The sequence below is a fragment of the Verrucomicrobia bacterium S94 genome, from assembly GCA_004299845.1.
In the GTDB taxonomy this organism is placed as follows: domain Bacteria; phylum Verrucomicrobiota; class Kiritimatiellia; order Kiritimatiellales; family Pontiellaceae; genus Pontiella.
This window is the reverse complement of sequence record CP036201.1, coordinates 575,330-593,370: the sequence shown is the minus strand read 5'-3', so window position 1 is coordinate 593,370 and position 18,041 is coordinate 575,330. Positions and strand designations below refer to the sequence as shown.

The following is an 18,041-nucleotide window of genomic DNA, read 5'->3' as shown; positions in this document are numbered from 1 at the left end:
CCAGATCGTCCGGATCAGCGTCACAGGAAGGGCCCCAAAAAAAGCCCGCCGTCGAGGGCGGGCTTTCCTTAATCCGGATATGGAGGTTACATCATCGGGCCAACGGCCTGCATGAAGTCCCAGCGTCTCTTCGCATCTTTTTCTGCCAGAGAGAACAGTTCTTCCGCTTCATTCGGCGCCGTTTTGAGCAGCGTCGTGTAACGGCGTTCATTACGGATGAATTCCTGGAAATCACCTTTCGGCGGACGTGCATCCCAGATGAACCGGGACCCCTCTTCGGCTTCCGGGTTGTAGCGATAGAGCGGCCAGTAACCACATTCAACCGCTTCCTTCGCAATGGTCTGCGTCTTCATCATATCGATGCCGTGTGCAATACACGGAGCGTAGGCAATGATGATGGACGGTCCATCATAGGCAACAGCTTCCTGAATGGCTTTCTGTGTCTGAACGCGATTGGCACCCATGGAGATCTGAGCAACGTAAACCGTACCGTAGCTCATGCACATGAACCCGAGATTCTTCTTACCGGCGCGTTTGCCACCAGTAGCGAACTTGGCCACCGCACCGATCGGCGTGGACTTGGAGGCCTGACCGCCGGTATTGGAGTACACTTCAGTATCCAGCACGAGAATATTTACATTCTTGCCGGAAGCCACAACATGGTCGAGACCGCCGTATCCGATATCGTAGGCCCAGCCGTCACCACCAAAAATCCAGACAGCTTTATCTACAAAGTAATCTTCGAGCTCCTTGATTTTACGAATCAGCGGGGCCGCTTCAGCAGAAGCTTCAGCCATGGCACTGTCGAGCAGCATTTTTACAGCATTCTGCGCGGCAATAGCTTCGTCAGTAATCACATTGTCCTTGCAGATTTCCACTGCTTTTTCCAGCGCAGCTTTAAGATCAGCCGTAGTACCGACTTCCAACAGTGCAGCAACGGCATTGCGAAGCAGTGCCCTGTTATTGTCCACCGCAATCCGGAAACCGAGACCGTATTCCGCATTATCTTCAAAGAGCGAGTTCGCCCAGGAAGGTCCGCGGCCGTCTTTGTTGGTGCAGTATGGAATCGTCGGGAATGTTCCTCCGTAAATCGAGGAACAACCGGTGGCGTTTGCGGTAATCATATGTTCACCGCAAACCAGCGAAACCAGCTTCACATACGGAGTTTCGCCGCAACCGGCACAGGCCCCGGAGAATTCGAACAGCGGCTTCTTCATCTGCATGCCTTTAACGGTATCAACCTTGACACCTTCAAGGTTGTTGTCCGGCAGATTTTCGAAGAACGTGGTGTTTTCCACTTCGCCGGCGGCCCGCTCGTCGTCGAGAGTGGTGAATTCCAGCGCTTTGTTTTTTGCCGGGCAGGTTTCCACACAGACCCCGCAACCGGTGCAGTCTTCGATATAGACCTGAATCTTGTATTCCAGATCATTTTCGTTTTTCGTTTTGGACTTAACCGTCTTGAAGGTTTCCGGTGCATGTTCAAGCTCAGCCGGAACAATCTGCTTGGCGCGGATCACGGCATGCGGACAGGCCATGACACACTGGTTACACTGAATGCAGTTGTCGCTGATCCATTTCGGAACACGCGGGCCGATCCCGCGTTTTTCCAGCTTGGTGGTACCGGTCGGAAGCGTTCCGTCGAAGGTCATCTTCGAAACCGGAATGCTGTCCCCCTTCTGCTGCATGGTCGGCAGAATAACGTCTTTCGTGAAGTCGGATGCATCAGCAGGAATGAGGTCCGGCAGCACATAAGACTCAGTGATTTCAGACGGAACCTCTACTTTTTCGATGGCAGCAGCCGCAGCATCGATTGCCTTCCAGTTCATTTCAACAATGTCCATTCCCTTACGTTCGAAAGTCTTTTTGACATAGTCCTTAATGAGCTGAATAGCTTCATCTTCCGGAAGAACACCGGAGAGTTTGAAGTATACCGTCTGCATGACCGTGTTGATCCGGAATCCAAGACCGACTTCCAAAGCAATCTTCAGTGCATTCACGTTATAGAAGTTGATCTTGCGGTCGATGATGATCTGCTGCTCTTCCCTCGTGAGGTGGTTGAAAACTTCCGACGTCGGAATTTCCGAGTTCAGCACAAATGTTCCACCTTCAGCCAGTGCACCGAGCATGTCATAGCGGCCGATGTAGGATACATTATGACAGGCCACATATCCGGCATTCTGAATGAGATACGGATAGTTGACCGAACTTTCACCGAAGCGCAGATGAGAGGTGGTCACGCCGCCCGATTTCTTCGAGTCATACACAAAATAAGCCTGAGCCGTCATATCGGTGTTGTCGCCGATAATTTTAATGGTGTTTTTACATGCACCGACGGTTCCGTCAGATCCGAAGCCCCAGAAGACCGCAGACTTCACGTCCTCCGGCTCGATATTCAGCTCTTCGCCGACCGGAATGGACAGATTGGTGACGTCGTCATGGATACCTACCGTGAAATTATGCCATGCACCGTTATCCGCATGATCATAAACCGCCTTCACCATAGCCGGTGAAAACTCCTTCGAAGAAAGACCATAACGACCACCGATGATCTTACAGCCTTTTCCTTCCAGTGCCGCTACCACGTCGAGGTAAAGCGGCTCACCGAGTGCACCCGGCTCTTTAGTACGGTCAAGCACGATGATTTTTTTCGCAGTTTCCGGAATGCAGCCTGCGAAAGCTTTCGCGGAAAACGGACGGTAGAGGCGCACTTTGACGAGGCCCAGCTTTTCGCCTTTGGCATTCAGCTTTTCAATGGTCTGCTCAATGGTATCACAGGCAGAGCCCATGGCAATGATCACTTTTTCAGCGTCAGCCGCGCCGACGTAGTCGAACAGATGGTATTTGCGTCCAAACTTAGCCGCAAATTTATCCATGTATTCCTGAACGATTTCGGGAATCGCATCGTAGTATTTATTGGAAGTTTCCCGTCCCTGGAAATAAACGTCCGGATTCTGCGCCGCAACTTTCACGGTCGGGTTTTCCGGTTTCAGTGCGCGGGCACGGAAACGTTCAATGTATTCCAGCTCTACCAGTTCTTTAAGATCGTCATATTCGATATTTTCGACTTTCTGCAACTCATGGGAAGTACGGAAACCATCAAAAAAGTTAAGGAACGGAACCTGTGCTTTCAGGGTCGACAGATGCGCAATGGTGGCCATATCCATCGTCTCCTGAATGGAATTTCCGCAGGTCATAGCCCAGCCGGTGTTGCGGACCGACATGACATCGGAATGGTCACCGAAAATGGAGAGCGACTGCGCGGCAAGCGAACGGGCAGACACGTGAAATACGGTCGGAAGCATTTCGCCGGCGATCTTATACATGTTCGGAATCATCAGCAGCAGTCCCTGCGATGCTGTAAAGGTGGTGGTCAGTGCACCGGCACTGAGCGATCCATGAACAGCTCCGGCGGCTCCGGCCTCGGACTGCATTTCCACTACGTCCACTGTCTTGCCGAAAAGGTTTTTCTTTCCCTGTGCTGCCCATTCGTCCGAATACTCTCCCATGTTGGAGGAAGGGGTGATTGGATAAATAGCCGCTATATCGGAAAACGCATATGCAATATGTGCTGCAGCAGTATTACCATCGATGGTAACCATGTTCTTGCTCATGTGAGATTACTCCTTGATTGTTAACATCCCTAGTTTTTAAAAAGTACGAAAATATTACCCATTTCACACTTCTGCTCCCGGCCGAAACCGGAGAATCAACGGATAATCCCACAAAACAGCCCGATTGAAAGTTTTTTTGATGCTAATTTTTACGATAATCCACTGCGTTTCAGTTATTTATACTCAATATCAATAGTATTTTTTACACAAACAAACAAAAAAAGCCCCGAAGCGGGGCTTTTCGTTTAGATAAGTGCATTGGCTAGAAGGATGAAGGGGTATTCAACAAGGGGTCGCTGACCGTGACATTCCTCGCCGATTCATCCCTAGCCAATGCAAAGGTTACGCTGTCTGCCGAATCCGGCGCAACGGTTACAATCTTGGTTTTAAATCCGTCGAGCTGCAGTTCAAACGTACGCTCCCCACGTACCGGCAGCTCAAGCGGCGTTGTTCCAATAAATTCTGCTCCGCCCGGCCGGTAAACCTTTGCTCCGCTGGGCACACTGTCGATTTCAACAATTTTCTCTACATTACCGACCGTCTTCTTCAGCGGCACCGTGACCGTGCTTTTGGATTGCGGCGAAAGAGTGAACGGCTTGATATCGTAACCGGGTTTGTGCATTTCGAATGCAGTATCCTTGCTCACCAGCACTTCCACCGGAGTAGTACCGATAAGTTCAATACCGCCGGAACGGTAAAGTTTAGCGCCCTCCGGATTACTGTTAATCGTGACATAAGGCTCCTTTTCAAGCTCAACACGGACTTCCCGCGGTGAATCCGGAGCAATGGTGATCTCGGTGGTTTTGTACCGATCGTACATCAGTTCGATTTCCATATCCTCTTCAACCAAGTGCCGGAATGGAGTCACTCCGAGTGTAACACCGCGATGTTTAACCCGGGCCCCTTCAGGTTCCGTATAGATGATCACAATCGGTTCACGCTCCAGTTCAACCACTAACGGACTGACGGTTTCCTCATTCACCGTGAAGGTTTTGGAATAATAGCCTTCTTTGCGCAGCTCCAGAACCAGTGTATCTTCCGCCGGAACACCCAGCGGCGTTCTCCCAAGCAGTTCTCCATCTTCCGTATAGACAGCGGCATTTTTGGGCTTACTCGTAATCATCAGTGACTTATCACGCACCAGATCCACCACAATATCCCCTTCCGGATCATCCGGGATCGTGCAGACCTGCGAAGCATAACCGGACGAACGGATCTCGAATTTTCTCCAGGGCTTTTTGTAATCCACCCGATATGGTGTGCGACCGACACGCCTGCCGTCCACGAACAGATCAGCTCCGGGCGGATTCGAACGCAGCAGCACTTTATTACGAGGCTGCAGTTCAACAGTAATGTTTTCCGGATCGATTGGAGAAAGAACAATCGTTTTGGAAAAATAACCGCTCTTTCGAACCACCAGTTCTTTCTGATTGGCTACCAGATTCACCTTAAACGGTGTTGTTCCCAGAGCTTTCTCTTCTCCGCCTTTTTCATATACATAGGCCCCGGATGGTTCACTGGACAGAGTCACAGGTGCACATCCGGATAACATCAGCGAAAACAGGGCTCCCACTGCCAGACTAAGCTTTACTGCAGTTTTCCGGTTCATTTTACCCTACCCTTGATTCATTGATTTCCATTAAAAATAAGAGTCTGCCTTTTAAGCAGAAAGCATTCCAACCCTTCAAATAATTAGATCTTTTTCCTCCCTCCGGAACTCCGCCAATAGGGTTGACGGCATCCACAAAATCGCCTTAACTCCCGACGATGACTTCAAAAAAAACATGGCCGCCTGCCGAGTAGGCCGGTTTTCGATCCCGCCCCTTCAGGCACCGGACTGTGATCCGGCCCGCACCCCTCTGATGATATGACTACAACTACCGTACATTTTAATAATGCCAGTGAAGCCCGTGAGATCGGTGCTGTTATAGAACCGCTCAGCGACCTCATTGAAAAAGATCACCAGCTTCAATTGGTACTGCGCGATCTGGATGCAACCGTTCTGGGACCGGAACACCAGGCATCCCTTATTGCCGGCTTCATCGAACACCTCCGCGAAGCACGGAACCGCGGCCCCCTCGACCGGCATGCCGTCAGCTATGCCTATGACGCGCTTACACGCGGAGAAGAACAGGTATTCGAGAAACTCGCCAGCATCCGCATAGATGTCAGCCCCCGCAAACCGGCCGTATTTCCCAAAACTCTCGGCCAGCAGATTTATCTCAATACCATGTTGAAGAACACCATCACGTTCGGGATCGGTCCCGCCGGAACCGGAAAAACCTACCTCGCCATGGCCATGGCCGTTTCTGCTCTTCTGCGGGAGGATGTCAGCCGGATTATCCTGACCCGCCCCGCCATCGAGGCCGGTGAAAACCTCGGATTTCTCCCCGGAGATTTTCAGCAGAAAGTGGCCCCCTATTTAAGGCCCCTGTATGATGCACTGCACGACATGCTTCCGGCCGAGTCCATCGAAACCTATATTGAGCGCGGCATTATTGAAGTGGCACCGTTGGCCTACATGCGCGGGCGAACTCTCAACCACGCCTTTGTGATTCTGGACGAAGCCCAGAACACCACACCGCAGCAGATGCTCATGTTTCTCACCCGTATCGGATTCGACTCCAGGTGCGCCATCACCGGCGACCTCACACAGATCGACCTGCCCGGCAATAAAACTTCCGGCCTGAAAGAGGCCCGTTCAATACTCGGAAACATTCAGGGACTGGAAATCTGTGACCTCACCGAGCGTGACGTTGTGCGTCACCCGCTTGTACAGAAGGTTATCGAGGCCTATCAGAAAAAACGAAAAGCCTGACCGCCTTAACGGAGAACTGCCGTGAAAAAACGCTTCAAAGACAAAAAGAAAAAAGGAATTGCCGAGCGCAAGACTGAAGTCAAACGCAAGCAGGAGATTCCCTATAAATCCATCGGCCTCGGCCTGCTGCTCTGGCTCGGTATCACCTGGCTCTTCTACGGCCAGGGGGTTGTCCATACTCCCATGATCAGCCTGGGTCAGGAGATCACGACGCCCGTCGTAGCCGTTGTCGATTTCTATTGCGAAAATCTGAACGAAACCGCACTCAACAAACAGAGCGCAGCCGATGCGGTACCCGGTGTATTTATTCTCGAGGAAAACACCATCGAAGAAGCAGTGCAGAATACCGATAATTTCTTCAACCTGCTCACCGCATATCACAGTGCAAACACCAACCGCCAGTCCGCGATTTCCGCCGAACTCACTGAAGTCCTCTCCGGCTCGAAAACAAAACTTCAGGACCTCATTTCCCTCTTCCCCACAAACAGCATTCCCGTTTTAAAGGAAGAAACGGCCCGGGGAATACGGAATGTCATGTCTGTCGGTGTGATTTCCGACGAATCCCGCATCAACCTTTTCAACAACAAAAACGGCAACACGCTGACCATCGTCACCAGCATCAGCAAACAAACCCGCACAGCCGCGCAACAGGACATTTACTCCACCCGCACAGCCGTCTGGACCGTTACGGAAAATCTGAACAATGCCGCCCAGCGGAAAGTACTCAACCGTGTACTCCCGTATTTTATTGATGAAAACCTGCATTACGACCGGAAAGCTACCGAAACCGCCCGCAAAGCCGCCGCAGACCTCGTCCCTCCCGTTATTCAGAAAATCCCCGCCGGCAAAACAATCGCAAGGGCCGGAGAAAAAGCCAATGAACAGACCCTGCTACTGTTAAATGAGCACACCAAACAGCGAATTGCCGAACAGGATATCTGGGAACAGGCTCTCGAAGTACTCGGCAACAGTATTATGCTTCTGGCCGGCCTCATTGCCACGGCCGTCATTCTGCGCACCACCCATGCCGAACTCATCCGGCAGCCCGACAAAGTGCTCCTGCTCGTCATTCTCTCCCTGATCACACTGGGACTCGCCCGGCTGCTCACCTACCTCTCCGTCTCCTACAGCCTCTTTTCCCACTCCCTACTCATGTATGGCGTCCCCTTCGGCCTCGCAGTCCTGCTTGCCGGCATTCTGCTTGGCGGAAGCGCTGCCATAACGCTCGGTTTCTGGTGCAGCTTTGCCGCCGCTGTTCTCTACGGCGAACAGTTCAATGTTTTTGCACTCGGCATGATTGTAACCATCACCGCCGCCAGCTGCGTGCGGAATATCCATAAACGCTCCAGCCTGTTTCGCGCAGGCATCTGGATCTGTGCCGTAAAAGTGCTGTTTGTGCTCGTCTCCGCCATCCTGAACCGTCCGGATATGCCGGTCATGATCAAGGAAATCATCACCTCCGTCATTTCGGGACTGATCGCCACGGTGATGACGCTTCTGCTGATTCCGCTGTTTGAAAAACTCTTTAAAATCACAACCGACATTACCCTGCTCGAACTCTCGGATATGGGCCACCCGCTCCTGCAGAAAATGGCGATTCAGGCCCCGGGTACTTATCATCATTCCCTGATGGTCGCGACGCTGGCCCAGAACGCCGCCGAAGCTATCGGTGCCAATTCCCTGCTCATCCGCGTCTGTGCCTACTACCACGACATCGGCAAAATGGCCAAACCGGAATTTTTCACCGAAAATATCCAGCACAAGGAAAATCCGCATGACGAACTTTCCCCGCACATGAGTGCTCTGGTTATCTCATCACATGTAAAAGAAGGACTTACGCTGGCCAAACGCCACAAACTGCCGCAGCCGATTCTCGACGCCATCGAACAGCACCACGGAAACGGCCTGATCTCCTTCTTCTACCACAAAGCCAAACAGGCCGCCAAAGAAGGCTCCGGAAGCTCCATGAGCGAAGTCATCAACGACTCCGATTTCCGCTACGGCGGTGCTCCCGCTGTCACCCCGGAAATGGCCATTCTTTCGCTGGCCGATGCCGCCGAAGCCGCCGCCCGCTCCATCGAAAAACCGACCCCTCAGAAAATCTCGAATCTGATGGATGAAATCTTCTCCATGAAAATACGCGATGGACAGCTGGACTTTGCAAATTTAACTATAGCGCAGATCAATGTAGTGAAACAGTCCTTTATCTTTTCACTATCCAACATGCTTCACGGCCGAATCCCCTATCCTAAAGACGATGACAATAACACTGCTAAATCAACAGACAAACCATCCACTGAATCCGGAAAAAATTCAAAAGCTGGCTGAGTGGCTCGCAGAACGGCTGGAACCGCGCACATCCAATCCATGGAATGAAGTCTGCGTGGTGCTGACCGACGATGAAGGCATTGTTCCGGCCAACAAAGAATACTTTGGCAAGGAACGCCCCACCGACGTCATCAGCTTCCGCTACGACCCGGTTCCCGGTGAAGACGAAGGCTATACCGGCGACCTGATTGTCAATGTCGACCGGGCCGTGCAGCGCGGTTCAGAAGAAAAAGGAGCCGACTACGAGCTCGCTCTCTACATTGCCCACGGCTTTGATCACCTCTCCGGCGCCGAAGACGATACGCCGGAAAAGAAAAAAGCCATGCTGGATACCGAAACCGCATGGCTTGAAGAAATAGGAACGGAAGCCCTCAGCAACCTATTCGAATAACTCACCCTGCCTCAGTTCCGCTACAGGACGGAAGGACTGCCGGTGTACCGGCGTTGCGCCGTATTTCTGCAGAGCTTCGAGATGTTTTTTCGTTCCGTATCCCTTGTGGCCGGCAAATCCATACTCAGGATACACTTCATCCAATGCAACCATCATGCGATCTCGCGTCACTTTCGCAATAATGCTGGCAGCAGAGATGGAAATGGAAAGCGCATCGCCTTTAACGATTGATCTGTGTTCACAGGGCAGCCCTTTAACCGGCAATCCATCCACCAACGCGAAATCGGCCTCCACCTGAGCGGCCGCGAGTCCCATCGCTTTATGGGTGGCTTGCAGGATATTGATTTCATCGATCTCGGCCGGCTCAATAATACCGACACCGATTCGGACATGATCGCAACTTTCCAGGATCCGGAAAAATTCCTCGCGCCGTTTTTCCGGCATCGCTTTGGAGTCGGTCAGTTTCCCAAAAGTTGAAACCAGTTCAGCCCGGATATAGTCCGGATCAAAAATAACCGCAGCAGCAACGACCGGCCCGGCTAACGGACCGCGACCTGCCTCATCAATACCGGCAAGACGCAGAAAACCCGACGCCCAGGCTTCTTCTTCATAAAGCAGAACATCGGGATGATTCATCATCGATTTCAGATTACAGACAGCCGGTTTTCAGTAAACCCGAAACCGGCAACCAGGAATCGGAAATGATTAGACACGGCGTTCTTTAATGCGGGCTTTCTTACCGGCGAGATCCCGCAGGTAGTACAGCTTTGCACGACGCACTTTACCGTGACGATCGATTTCAATTTTATCGATATTCGGGCTGTTCAGCGGGAAAATACGTTCAACACCTTCTCCGTAGGAAACACGACGAACGGTGATCGATTCCATAACGCCACTGCCTTTACGGGCAATAACGGTGCCGGCATATACCTGAATACGCTCTTTATCGCCTTCTTTAATCTTATAGTGAACCTTAATGGTGTCACCGATCTGGAAATTCGGAAAACGATCCTGTTTAGCCTGTTCCCGGCTAATTTTTTCTACAGTGTTCATAAAACTCTCTCACTTCTGGATTTATTCAAAGAGCGCCAGATAATATATGACTGGACGGTCCGGTCAAGTGTTGTTTTCGTCATTTTCCTTTGCAGGTGTCAACAAATCCGGCCGGCGTTCTTCTGTACGTTTCAGCGCCTGCTTACGGCGCCATTGCTCAATTTTCCGATGGTCACCGGAAAAGAGGATTTCCGGCACCTCCATTCCTCGGAACTCGGGGGGCGGGTATATTGCGGATATTCCAGCAGGCCCGACGAAAACGATTCATCTTTGGTTGCGATCTCGCCGGCCCCCAGGGCTCCGGGCAGCAGCCGGACCACTGCATCAATCACCACCACCGCCGACAACGCACCGTTGGTCAGCACATAATCCCCAATGGAAATTTCCTCATCCACGAGCGCATCAATCACCCGCTGGTCCACACCCTCATAATGTCCGCAGATGAAAATAAGATGTGTCCATTCCCTGGAAATCCGTTCAGCGTCAGTCTGTTTAAACGGCGTGCCGGAGGGAGTCATAAAAATTACGCGGCTTTTCGGCGTTTTCACCGATTCGACAGCGGCAAAAAGCGGCTCACATTTCATAACCATACCGGGACCGCCGCCGAACGGACGGTCATCGGTCGTATTATGCTTATCGGCCGCAAAATCACGCGGATTGATAATACTGAACTCCACAAGCCCGGCTTTCGCCGCCCGCTTCATCATGCTCTCCTCGAGAAAACCTTTCAGCATGCCCGGAAACAGCGTAATCACATCAATTTTAAGTACATCACACATATTTAAGCTCCTGAATACACCGAAAGAAGACCGGCAATCAAGATCCGTGAGTCACCTGCTCCTTTTTCACCATCCGATACACATAAAAAAAAGAGCGTCCGGAGAGAACGCCCTTCTGAACTTCCAAACATCGGAAGAATCCTAATCAACCACTTCGAGCATGGCTTTCCGCCCCTGCTTGGCAGCCATGGAATTGAGTATCGTGCGCATAGCACCTACCGTCTTGCCGCTTTTTCCGATAATCTTACCCACGTCCTTCGCGTTGCAACGCAGCTCGAAGATCAGGGTCTTTTCGCCGTCAATTTCCGTGATCTGCACCTCATTCGGCGCATCGACCAGCGATTTGGCGATGGTTTCAAGAATCTGCTTCATTACTCAGTTTTTTCTGCTTCTTCAGCGACAGGCGCTTCTTCTGAAGTTTCTTCCGCTTCAACGGCTGCTGCCGGAACTTCCTCTTCGGTCACTTCACCGGAGACTGCTTTTTCAACCGGAAGCGCTTCCGCTTTTTTGATCAGACTCGCGGCGGTATCAGAAGGTTGCGCACCGTTTTCAAGCCAGTAATTTACACGATCGATGTTCAGCGAGAAGTTGTTACCTTCCTGCTTCGGATCGTACCATCCCAGCGTTTCAATGAAACGACCGGTCGGTGCATAGCGACCATCCTGAACAATTACACGATAGAATGCAGCATTACGGTTGCCCATTCTGCGAAGTCGAATTTTCACTGCCATTTATTATCTCTCCTAAGAAAATTAACCCGGTTTTCCGGATAAAGGGGCTACTTTGTAGTGAACTTCTTCAGGTGCCGCAACCTTTTTTCCATCTTTTTGAACTGCTTGCCCATTTTACCCATTTGCTCAAACCGCTTAAGCAACTGGTTGACATCTTGGAACTTGCGGCCGCAACCCGCCGCAATGCGCATACGGCGGGAACGATCGATCTTCTTCGGATTACGCCGCTCCCACGGCGTCATGCTCTGAATGATCGATTCAAACTTTTTCATTTCCTGTTCGGAAGCTGCGGCAATGGCCTCTTTTTTCTTCTGGTCCATCTTCAGAGCGTCGCCCGGCATCATATCGAAAATACTGCTCATCGAACCCAGTTTTTTCATCTGCTGAATCTGGCTAAGGAAATCCTCCAGGTCCATCTGGTTTTTCGCCAGCTTCTCCTGCATTTTCAGCGCTTCTTTTTCATCGATAACGCCCTGTGCTTTCTCCACAAAACTGACGACATCGCCCATACCCAGGATACGTGAAGCCATGCGGTCCGGATAAAACGGCTCCAGATCCTCCATTTTTTCACCGGAACCGGTCATCAGAATCGGGCAGCCCGTCACTGCATGAACCGAAAGTGCCGCACCGCCGCGCGCATCACCATCCAGCTTGGTCAGAATCAGGCCGGTCAGCCCCACGGCATCACGGAAGGTTTCCGCCACATTCACCGATTCCTGACCAATGGCGGCATCAAGCACCAGCACCCGGTTTTTCGGCTGAGTATTTTCACTGAATTCCTTCAGTTCCTGCACCAGCTCATCATCCACCTGGAACCGGCCGCCGGTATCATAAATCACCACATCATATTTATGGTCTTTGGCATACTGCGCCGCACGTTTCCCCAGCACGGGGACCGTTTCGCCCGGCTCGGGACCGATCACATCGCACCCCACCTGCCCTGCCAGAATCATAAGCTGCTCCACCGCAGCCGGGCGCCGGATATCGCAGGCCACCAGCAGAACACGTCGACCTGATTTTTTCCAGCGTAGAGCCAGTTTACCGGAAGACGTCGTTTTACCGGAACCATGCAGTCCCATCATCATCACCGACGCCGGGTTTCCGGTGAGGTCAAATTCCTTGTGTGCTCCACCAAGCAGTTCTTCGAGATGATCCTGCACACGTTTAACGACGAGCTGACCGGGCGTAATGCTGCCCATCACCTCCTCGCCCATGCACTCTTCCTGGACTTTTTTAACAAAATCACGCGCCACTTTAAAATTGACGTCCGCTTCAAGCAGAGCCATACGCACCTCGCGCATCGAGTCCCTGACATTTTTCTCCGTCAGTTTGCCGTAGCCGCGTAAATCCTTGAATGTCTTCTGCAATGCAGAGCTTAAATTTTCAAACATAGGGAATCTGTTTCGTTAGGTTTATTCGAAGCCCGGAGTTAAGCGGAATGCCCCTCCGGAGGCAAAACCAAAAACGTTTCAACCACTTCTCATTATTAGCTCGCCAGATACACTCGTTCATGTAGATTAAAGATTGAACAGAATCTTTTATCTGTAACTAAACAGATCGGAGGTTTTATCCAAGAATGAACACCATGACCGAACAGCAATCCAAAGAGCCTGTCACCCGACAGCAACTGAATAAAATTATTCTCAAATACACCACACCCAGCCGGAAAAAAGCCGCCTGGCAGATGATTAACACCCTGATCCCCTACGCCCTGCTCTGGGCGCTGGCCATTGCCGCCTTCACTACCGCATTGCCGCTTTGGGTCGGCATTCTGGCTATCCTGATCGCCGGACCGCTGCTCGTTCGGATATTCATTATCTTCCACGACTGCTGTCATTCCTCCTACTTTAAATCCAACTGGGCCAACACCCTGGTGGGTTATATAACCGGCATACTCTGCTCCACTCCGTTCAAAGATTGGGGGAAAGCCCATATCCGCCATCATGCCACCGCCGGCAATCTGGACAAACGGGGCGTCGGTGATGTCTGGACCCTGACGGTTGATGAATATATCGAAGCCCCGAAAATAAAGCGGATCATCTACCGGATTTTCCGCAATCCGTTTTTTCTGCTGGGCGTCGGCCCATCCTATGTTTTTCTGATCCTCCATCGGTTTTCTCAGAAAGGGATCCAGCACAAAGGCCGGATGAGCGTCTACATTACCAACCTCACCATGCTGCTGATATTTCTGACCGCCGGCATGACGATCGGTTATACCACCTTCCTGTGGATCTACCTGCCGATCACCATCATTGCCGCCACACTCGGCGTCTGGCTTTTTTACGTACAACACCAATACGAAGAGGTCTACTGGGACCGCAACGATGTCCGCGATTCCGTTAAAGCCGCGCTGGAAGGCAGCTCATACTATAAACTGCCCAAGGTGGCTCAATGGATCACCGGCAACATCGGCCTGCACCATATCCACCATCTGAACCCCTCCATCCCGAACTACAATCTGCAGCCCTGCCACGATGAAATCCAAAAGCTCCAGCACATCGAACCGCTCGGTGTGCGAAAAAGTCTCAAATCGCTACGCATCCATCTCTGGGATGAAGAGTCCAGAAAACTGATCAGCTTCAAAGCCATGAAGCTGATTCGCAAGGCCCGCCGCAAGAAAGCCCAGGACCATGACCAACAATGATACGCTTCGTCGTTTACGTTATGCGTTTAATATCAGCGACACCGACGTCGCGGAAACCATCGCCCTCACCGGCCGGCCCACAGCGGCTGATGAAGTGACAAACTGGCTGAAACGCGAAGATGAATCAGGCCACAGTGCACTCAGCGATATCGATCTGTGTCGCTTTCTTGACGGCCTTATCATTAAAAACCGCGGCCCCCGGCCTTCCGGAGAAGCTCCCGAACCACAGGAATTTCTCTCCAACAACGAAATTCTGAAAAAACTGCGTATTGCCCTCGAACTCAAAGAAGAGGGTGTACTCGCGGTTTTTAAGAAAGCCGGTTTCAATGTTACCAAAGCCGAACTCGGCTCTTTTTTCCGTAAAAAAGGACACCGCAACTACCGCAAAGTTCCGGAGCAGGTTCTGCGAAAATTTATCCACGGCCTGAGTGTTTAATTCCTTTTCATATTTGATTTAAAAATTCTGCGTTCGCCATACTCTCTGAGGTCAACATTCCGAACGTTAAAACTGGAGAAAGATGATGCCGAAGATTTTCACCAAAACCGGAGATAAAGGAGAAACCGGACGTTTTGACGGAACCCGCGTACCGAAAAACGATCCGCAGATGGAAGTGCAGGGTTCCATTGACGAATGTAATTCCGCCATCGGTCTGGCCCGCGCCTATATTGCCGACACTCAACTTAATGAAATCCTCAGAAAATTTCAGAGTCTCCTGCTGGTCGCCGGGTCCGAAGTCACCAACGTCGGCCTGGACCAACGACTACCCTTTATCTCCGATGACAACATCACCGAACTGGAGGAACTGATCGACACCACAGAGGAACAACTTGAACCGTTGACCCACTTCATTCTGCCCGCAGGCGGAAAAGCGTCTGCCCATCTGCACGTCGCCCGCGCTGCATCACGCAAAGTGGAACGCCGGCTCGTCACCCTGCGCGAAACCACCGACGTTAATCCCACCCTGCTCGCTTATTTCAACCGGCTGTCCGACACCCTCTTTGTTCTCGCGCGCTATGCTTCCAAACTCGACGGCATTTCCGACGAAATCTGGGAAAACCCGAAAACAGCACGACGCTGAGTCTCTTTGGAATTCCAACCGGAAAATACGCTTTATTCGACCGTTATCCAGCCAACGGCCACTCCGCTCCCGGATGAAAGCGCCTTTTCCTCCGGGCCGGGACGGATCGACAGCTGAATACTTTCCACCTTCGCCAGATCCAATCCGGGGCTTTTTTCCAGCTCAAACCAGTAGCGCTGAAAGGACGGATACGCCCGCGGCAACAGCACCGTTTTCACCGGCTTCAAATCGGACAGCGGCAATCGGTATGTTCCGCATTCAGGAAAAACGGTCATTGTCGCTCCGTAGCAGGAACCATCCTCCATCAACAGTGCCAGCTGAACCGTACACGGCCGGTCATTCAATGCTCGGCCATAAAGCGCAAGAGTCTCCTGGAATCCAAGCGATTTCAGCCGGTTCCGCAAATGCGGACGACAGTACATACGCACAGAAAGATCCTGCTCTTCAGACTTTTTCCCCTGAACATTCAGCTTAATCAGACTTTTTCCCGGAACCGGTGCCGGATAAAGATCAAACCGGTGCTGACGGTGCGCCTTGGTCATTTCATGCCAGTCGCGTTCAGCATCAAAAAGACAAACCGGCGAATCCTTTCCAACAACACGGAGCGTATACGATGCTTTATCGATCCGTCGATCGCCCTGATAAATTCTACGCTCCATCGGAAATCCACCCACCGTTCCCGATGGAAATGTCTGCCAATTCTCCCCCTCTTTCACACAGATGTAATATCGAAGAACGCCGGGATTTTTCAACAAATCGGCAGGCAGCTTCACTTCATATTCAAATCCGCGAATCTTTTGCATAGGAAAACGATGGGCCGAACGTCCGACCTCATACATCAGTAACTCCACCGCTTCCGGCGGTTTCGCCGTAATCACCCGGGCGGAGATCGGAAGCGCCGTTCCGGCCTCCGTGGTCACCGGCGGGGTATGCAGCACCGTACTCTGAACCTGCCGTTGTTGCGGAGCATGGAATTCTCCAAGCCGGATATTCTGCCAGCGATCGTCCGCATCCCAATCGGTCGTCACACCATTTCCAACCAGCAGATAACTCCCCGGCTCAACAGAAAACGTACCGTTTTCCACCGTTTTCAGCATTGTATTCCCCTCATTCAGACCGCAGACCGAAAACCGCCCGCCCAGATCCGGAAGCGAAAGCTTCACCGTCCGTTCATTCCATACAGTAACCGCCACTTCACGCTGAATATACGGAACAAAAAACGGATCTTCCAACCAGACGGCATCCGGCATGATTTCCATTCGCCACACGCCGTCACTCAGTTTATCGAAAAAATAGGCTCCGGTTCCATCATACTCCACCACAGGAGAACAACCGGTTCCGGCCACCTTTTCCAGTAATTCCGGCTTCGGCGGTTCGGTTTCGGTATCATTGGAATAAAGAAACTTTTTGTCCGTCACCAGCTCCGCAAGATCATCCGGATAACTCAGACGAAACGCTTCAAAACGGTTATTCTGCGGATAACGCCCGTAACTCCGATTGCGAGGAACCGCATGAAAGGCCTCCGAAGCAATCAGCATACCGATGGCCTTTTTCGGGGTATAGGCCAGATTCAGAAAATGAGTACGATACGCCACATTGCAGTACGCCGCATGCATCGGATCATAGGCAAATTGCGCCGCAAACTGAAACCCCGCCTCACGGAAGCTGCGCGCCATCGCCGGATACAGATGCGACGATGCCCCGACATCGGCAGGACTGAATTCATACACAAATTTTGCCAGCCCCTCAAGCCGGTCCGCAAACGGAATGACGTAACGATCCACATTCGGCAGCAGATTCCCTTTCAGATCATGATTGGACGTCAGTCCGGTCGGGTACCACTGAAATGTACCACCGTTGATTTTCCCTTTGAGAATTTCGTCAATCTGCGCGGCACTGGTGGTCATATTGTAAAACAGCGGTTTTTCACATCCGGCCGACCGGATGGCCTCAACCATCCGGTCAATATACTCCTCCGTCAAATCCGGTCGTTTCCAGTGTGCCGGCTCGTTGACAATCTCAAACCCGAGAATATCGGGATCATCCTGATACGCCACCCCGGTATACGGATTCACATGTGCCACAAACCGGGCCAGATAATTTTCCTGCACCGGAAAAGCTTCGGGATTCGACAGACAGCCGATCTTCCCCCCGAATTTTTTCGGAAACCCTCCATGCGTCCCGGACAGATACATCGGTGTAATGAAAAGTTTAATCCCGCGTTCTTTCAGCCTGAACAGCAGATAGTCAAATAACTCAAAGTGTTCATTATAAATCAGTTTCCCCTCTTCATCGCTGATATAAGACGGCCAGACGTGTACGCGATAACCATCAATTCCAAGTCGGGCAATGTGATACACATCCTCATCAATCGCCCGGTGCTGGTCATAACCAATCGGCTGACGCATTTCCCAATAGGCAAACGGCGGCGCATAATTGACCCCGAACACACAGACTTCCTCCTGCGTCTCCGTCCAGCGCATCACTCCCTGATGGTCAACATAAGTGGATGCCGGAACGGCAGTTCCCGCACACACACTCAACCACAGCAAAAAGAATCCATACAAACGCATCCGCAACACCTCCGTTATACTCACCCATCAACAT

Annotated in this window: 14 protein-coding genes and 1 pseudogene; 6 read left to right on the top strand and 9 right to left on the bottom strand. The window is 51.7% G+C overall.

Annotated elements, in window-relative coordinates:
• Positions 1-86 precede the first annotated feature (86 nt).
• Both nifJ and EGM51_02665 read right to left on the bottom strand, forming a co-directional pair.
• A complete protein-coding gene (gene nifJ / locus EGM51_02670) occupies positions 87-3,611 on the bottom strand; it encodes a pyruvate:ferredoxin (flavodoxin) oxidoreductase (GenBank protein QBG46354.1) in 3,525 nt (1,174 codons plus the stop codon).
• Positions 3,612-3,873: 262 nt separating this feature from the next.
• Complete coding sequence (locus tag EGM51_02665) at positions 3,874-5,220, bottom strand: PEGA domain-containing protein (GenBank protein ID QBG46353.1); 1,347 nt, start codon at positions 5,218-5,220, stop codon at positions 3,874-3,876.
• A gap of 258 nt (positions 5,221-5,478) precedes the next feature.
• On the opposite strand from EGM51_02665, the gene EGM51_02660 reads away from it, so the two are divergent.
• Genes EGM51_02660 through ybeY form a run of 3 tightly spaced genes read left to right on the top strand, consistent with a single transcriptional unit; the run spans position 5,479 to position 9,148 of the window.
• On the top strand, positions 5,479-6,429 hold the full coding sequence (locus tag EGM51_02660; protein QBG46352.1) for a PhoH family protein: 951 nt from the start codon (positions 5,479-5,481) through the stop codon (positions 6,427-6,429).
• A 21-nt stretch (positions 6,430-6,450) separates the two neighbouring features.
• Complete coding sequence (locus tag EGM51_02655; GenBank protein ID QBG46351.1) at positions 6,451-8,757, top strand: HDIG domain-containing protein; 2,307 nt, start codon at positions 6,451-6,453, stop codon at positions 8,755-8,757.
• Positions 8,687-9,148, top strand: coding sequence for an rRNA maturation RNase YbeY (gene ybeY / locus EGM51_02650; protein QBG46350.1), 462 nt, complete (start codon positions 8,687-8,689; stop codon positions 9,146-9,148). Before EGM51_02655 ends, ybeY begins: the two co-directional genes overlap by 71 nt.
• Here the strand turns inward: ybeY and EGM51_02645 are convergent.
• The 6 genes and pseudogenes from EGM51_02645 to EGM51_02620 all read right to left on the bottom strand — a co-directional run bounded on the left by EGM51_02645 (position 9,137) and on the right by EGM51_02620 (position 13,102).
• Positions 9,137-9,784, bottom strand: coding sequence for a ribonuclease HII (locus tag EGM51_02645; protein ID QBG49227.1), 648 nt, complete (start codon positions 9,782-9,784; stop codon positions 9,137-9,139). The two genes, ybeY and EGM51_02645, sit on opposite strands and share 12 nt — an antisense overlap.
• 69 nt (positions 9,785-9,853) lie before the next feature.
• Positions 9,854-10,201 carry a 50S ribosomal protein L19 gene (locus tag EGM51_02640; GenBank protein ID QBG46349.1) on the bottom strand — a complete coding sequence of 116 codons (348 nt, stop codon included), beginning with the start codon at positions 10,199-10,201 and terminating at the stop codon, positions 9,854-9,856.
• A 63-nt stretch (positions 10,202-10,264) separates the two neighbouring features.
• Positions 10,265-10,980: pseudogene (gene trmD / locus EGM51_02635) on the bottom strand (tRNA (guanosine(37)-N1)-methyltransferase TrmD).
• Between the two features lie 141 nt (positions 10,981-11,121).
• Entirely contained in the window at positions 11,122-11,352 is a 231-nt protein-coding gene (locus tag EGM51_02630) for a KH domain-containing protein (GenBank protein ID QBG46348.1), read from the bottom strand.
• Positions 11,352-11,711 carry a 30S ribosomal protein S16 gene (locus tag EGM51_02625; protein ID QBG46347.1) on the bottom strand — a complete coding sequence of 120 codons (360 nt, stop codon included), beginning with the start codon at positions 11,709-11,711 and terminating at the stop codon, positions 11,352-11,354. The genes EGM51_02630 and EGM51_02625 overlap by 1 nt, the downstream gene beginning before the upstream one ends.
• Positions 11,712-11,758: 47 nt before the next feature.
• Entirely contained in the window at positions 11,759-13,102 is a 1,344-nt protein-coding gene (locus tag EGM51_02620) for a signal recognition particle protein (GenBank protein ID QBG46346.1), read from the bottom strand.
• A 185-nt stretch (positions 13,103-13,287) separates the two neighbouring features.
• On the opposite strand from EGM51_02620, the gene EGM51_02615 reads away from it, so the two are divergent.
• The 3 genes from EGM51_02615 (at position 13,288) to EGM51_02605 (ending at position 15,434) form a co-directional block, all read left to right on the top strand.
• Entirely contained in the window at positions 13,288-14,355 is a 1,068-nt protein-coding gene (locus EGM51_02615; GenBank protein QBG46345.1) for a fatty acid desaturase, read from the top strand.
• Entirely contained in the window at positions 14,342-14,791 is a 450-nt protein-coding gene (locus tag EGM51_02610; GenBank protein QBG46344.1) for a DUF1456 family protein, read from the top strand. The genes EGM51_02615 and EGM51_02610 overlap by 14 nt, the downstream gene beginning before the upstream one ends.
• 82 nt (positions 14,792-14,873) lie before the next feature.
• Positions 14,874-15,434, top strand: coding sequence for a cob(I)yrinic acid a,c-diamide adenosyltransferase (locus EGM51_02605; GenBank protein ID QBG46343.1), 561 nt, complete (start codon positions 14,874-14,876; stop codon positions 15,432-15,434).
• A gap of 32 nt (positions 15,435-15,466) precedes the next feature.
• Here EGM51_02605 and EGM51_02600 read toward each other — a convergent pair whose 3' ends face one another.
• A complete protein-coding gene (locus EGM51_02600; GenBank protein ID QBG46342.1) occupies positions 15,467-18,007 on the bottom strand; it encodes a membrane or secreted protein in 2,541 nt (846 codons plus the stop codon).
• Between the last annotated feature and the right edge of the window lie 34 nt (positions 18,008-18,041).

What these genes read in the sequence shown, in the direction of transcription:
- EGM51_02645 (QBG49227.1), bottom strand. Translation starts at nt 9,784, where the DNA reads ATGAATCATCCCGATGTTCTGCTTTATGAAGAAGAAGCCTGGGCGTCG.
- EGM51_02630 (QBG46348.1), bottom strand. Translation starts at nt 11,352, where the DNA reads ATGAAGCAGATTCTTGAAACCATCGCCAAATCGCTGGTCGATGCGCCG.
- EGM51_02600 (QBG46342.1), bottom strand. Translation starts at nt 18,007, where the DNA reads ATGCGTTTGTATGGATTCTTTTTGCTGTGGTTGAGTGTGTGTGCGGGA.
- EGM51_02620 (QBG46346.1), bottom strand. Translation starts at nt 13,102, where the DNA reads ATGTTTGAAAATTTAAGCTCTGCATTGCAGAAGACATTCAAGGATTTA.
- EGM51_02615 (QBG46345.1), top strand. Translation starts at nt 13,288, where the DNA reads ATGAACACCATGACCGAACAGCAATCCAAAGAGCCTGTCACCCGACAG.
- EGM51_02640 (QBG46349.1), bottom strand. Translation starts at nt 10,201, where the DNA reads ATGAACACTGTAGAAAAAATTAGCCGGGAACAGGCTAAACAGGATCGT.
- EGM51_02605 (QBG46343.1), top strand. Translation starts at nt 14,874, where the DNA reads ATGATGCCGAAGATTTTCACCAAAACCGGAGATAAAGGAGAAACCGGA.
- EGM51_02660 (QBG46352.1), top strand. Translation starts at nt 5,479, where the DNA reads ATGACTACAACTACCGTACATTTTAATAATGCCAGTGAAGCCCGTGAG.
- EGM51_02665 (QBG46353.1), bottom strand. Translation starts at nt 5,220, where the DNA reads ATGAACCGGAAAACTGCAGTAAAGCTTAGTCTGGCAGTGGGAGCCCTG.
- EGM51_02625 (QBG46347.1), bottom strand. Translation starts at nt 11,711, where the DNA reads ATGGCAGTGAAAATTCGACTTCGCAGAATGGGCAACCGTAATGCTGCA.
- ybeY (QBG46350.1), top strand. Translation starts at nt 8,687, where the DNA reads ATGACAATAACACTGCTAAATCAACAGACAAACCATCCACTGAATCCG.
- EGM51_02610 (QBG46344.1), top strand. Translation starts at nt 14,342, where the DNA reads ATGACCAACAATGATACGCTTCGTCGTTTACGTTATGCGTTTAATATC.
- nifJ (QBG46354.1), bottom strand. Translation starts at nt 3,611, where the DNA reads ATGAGCAAGAACATGGTTACCATCGATGGTAATACTGCTGCAGCACAT.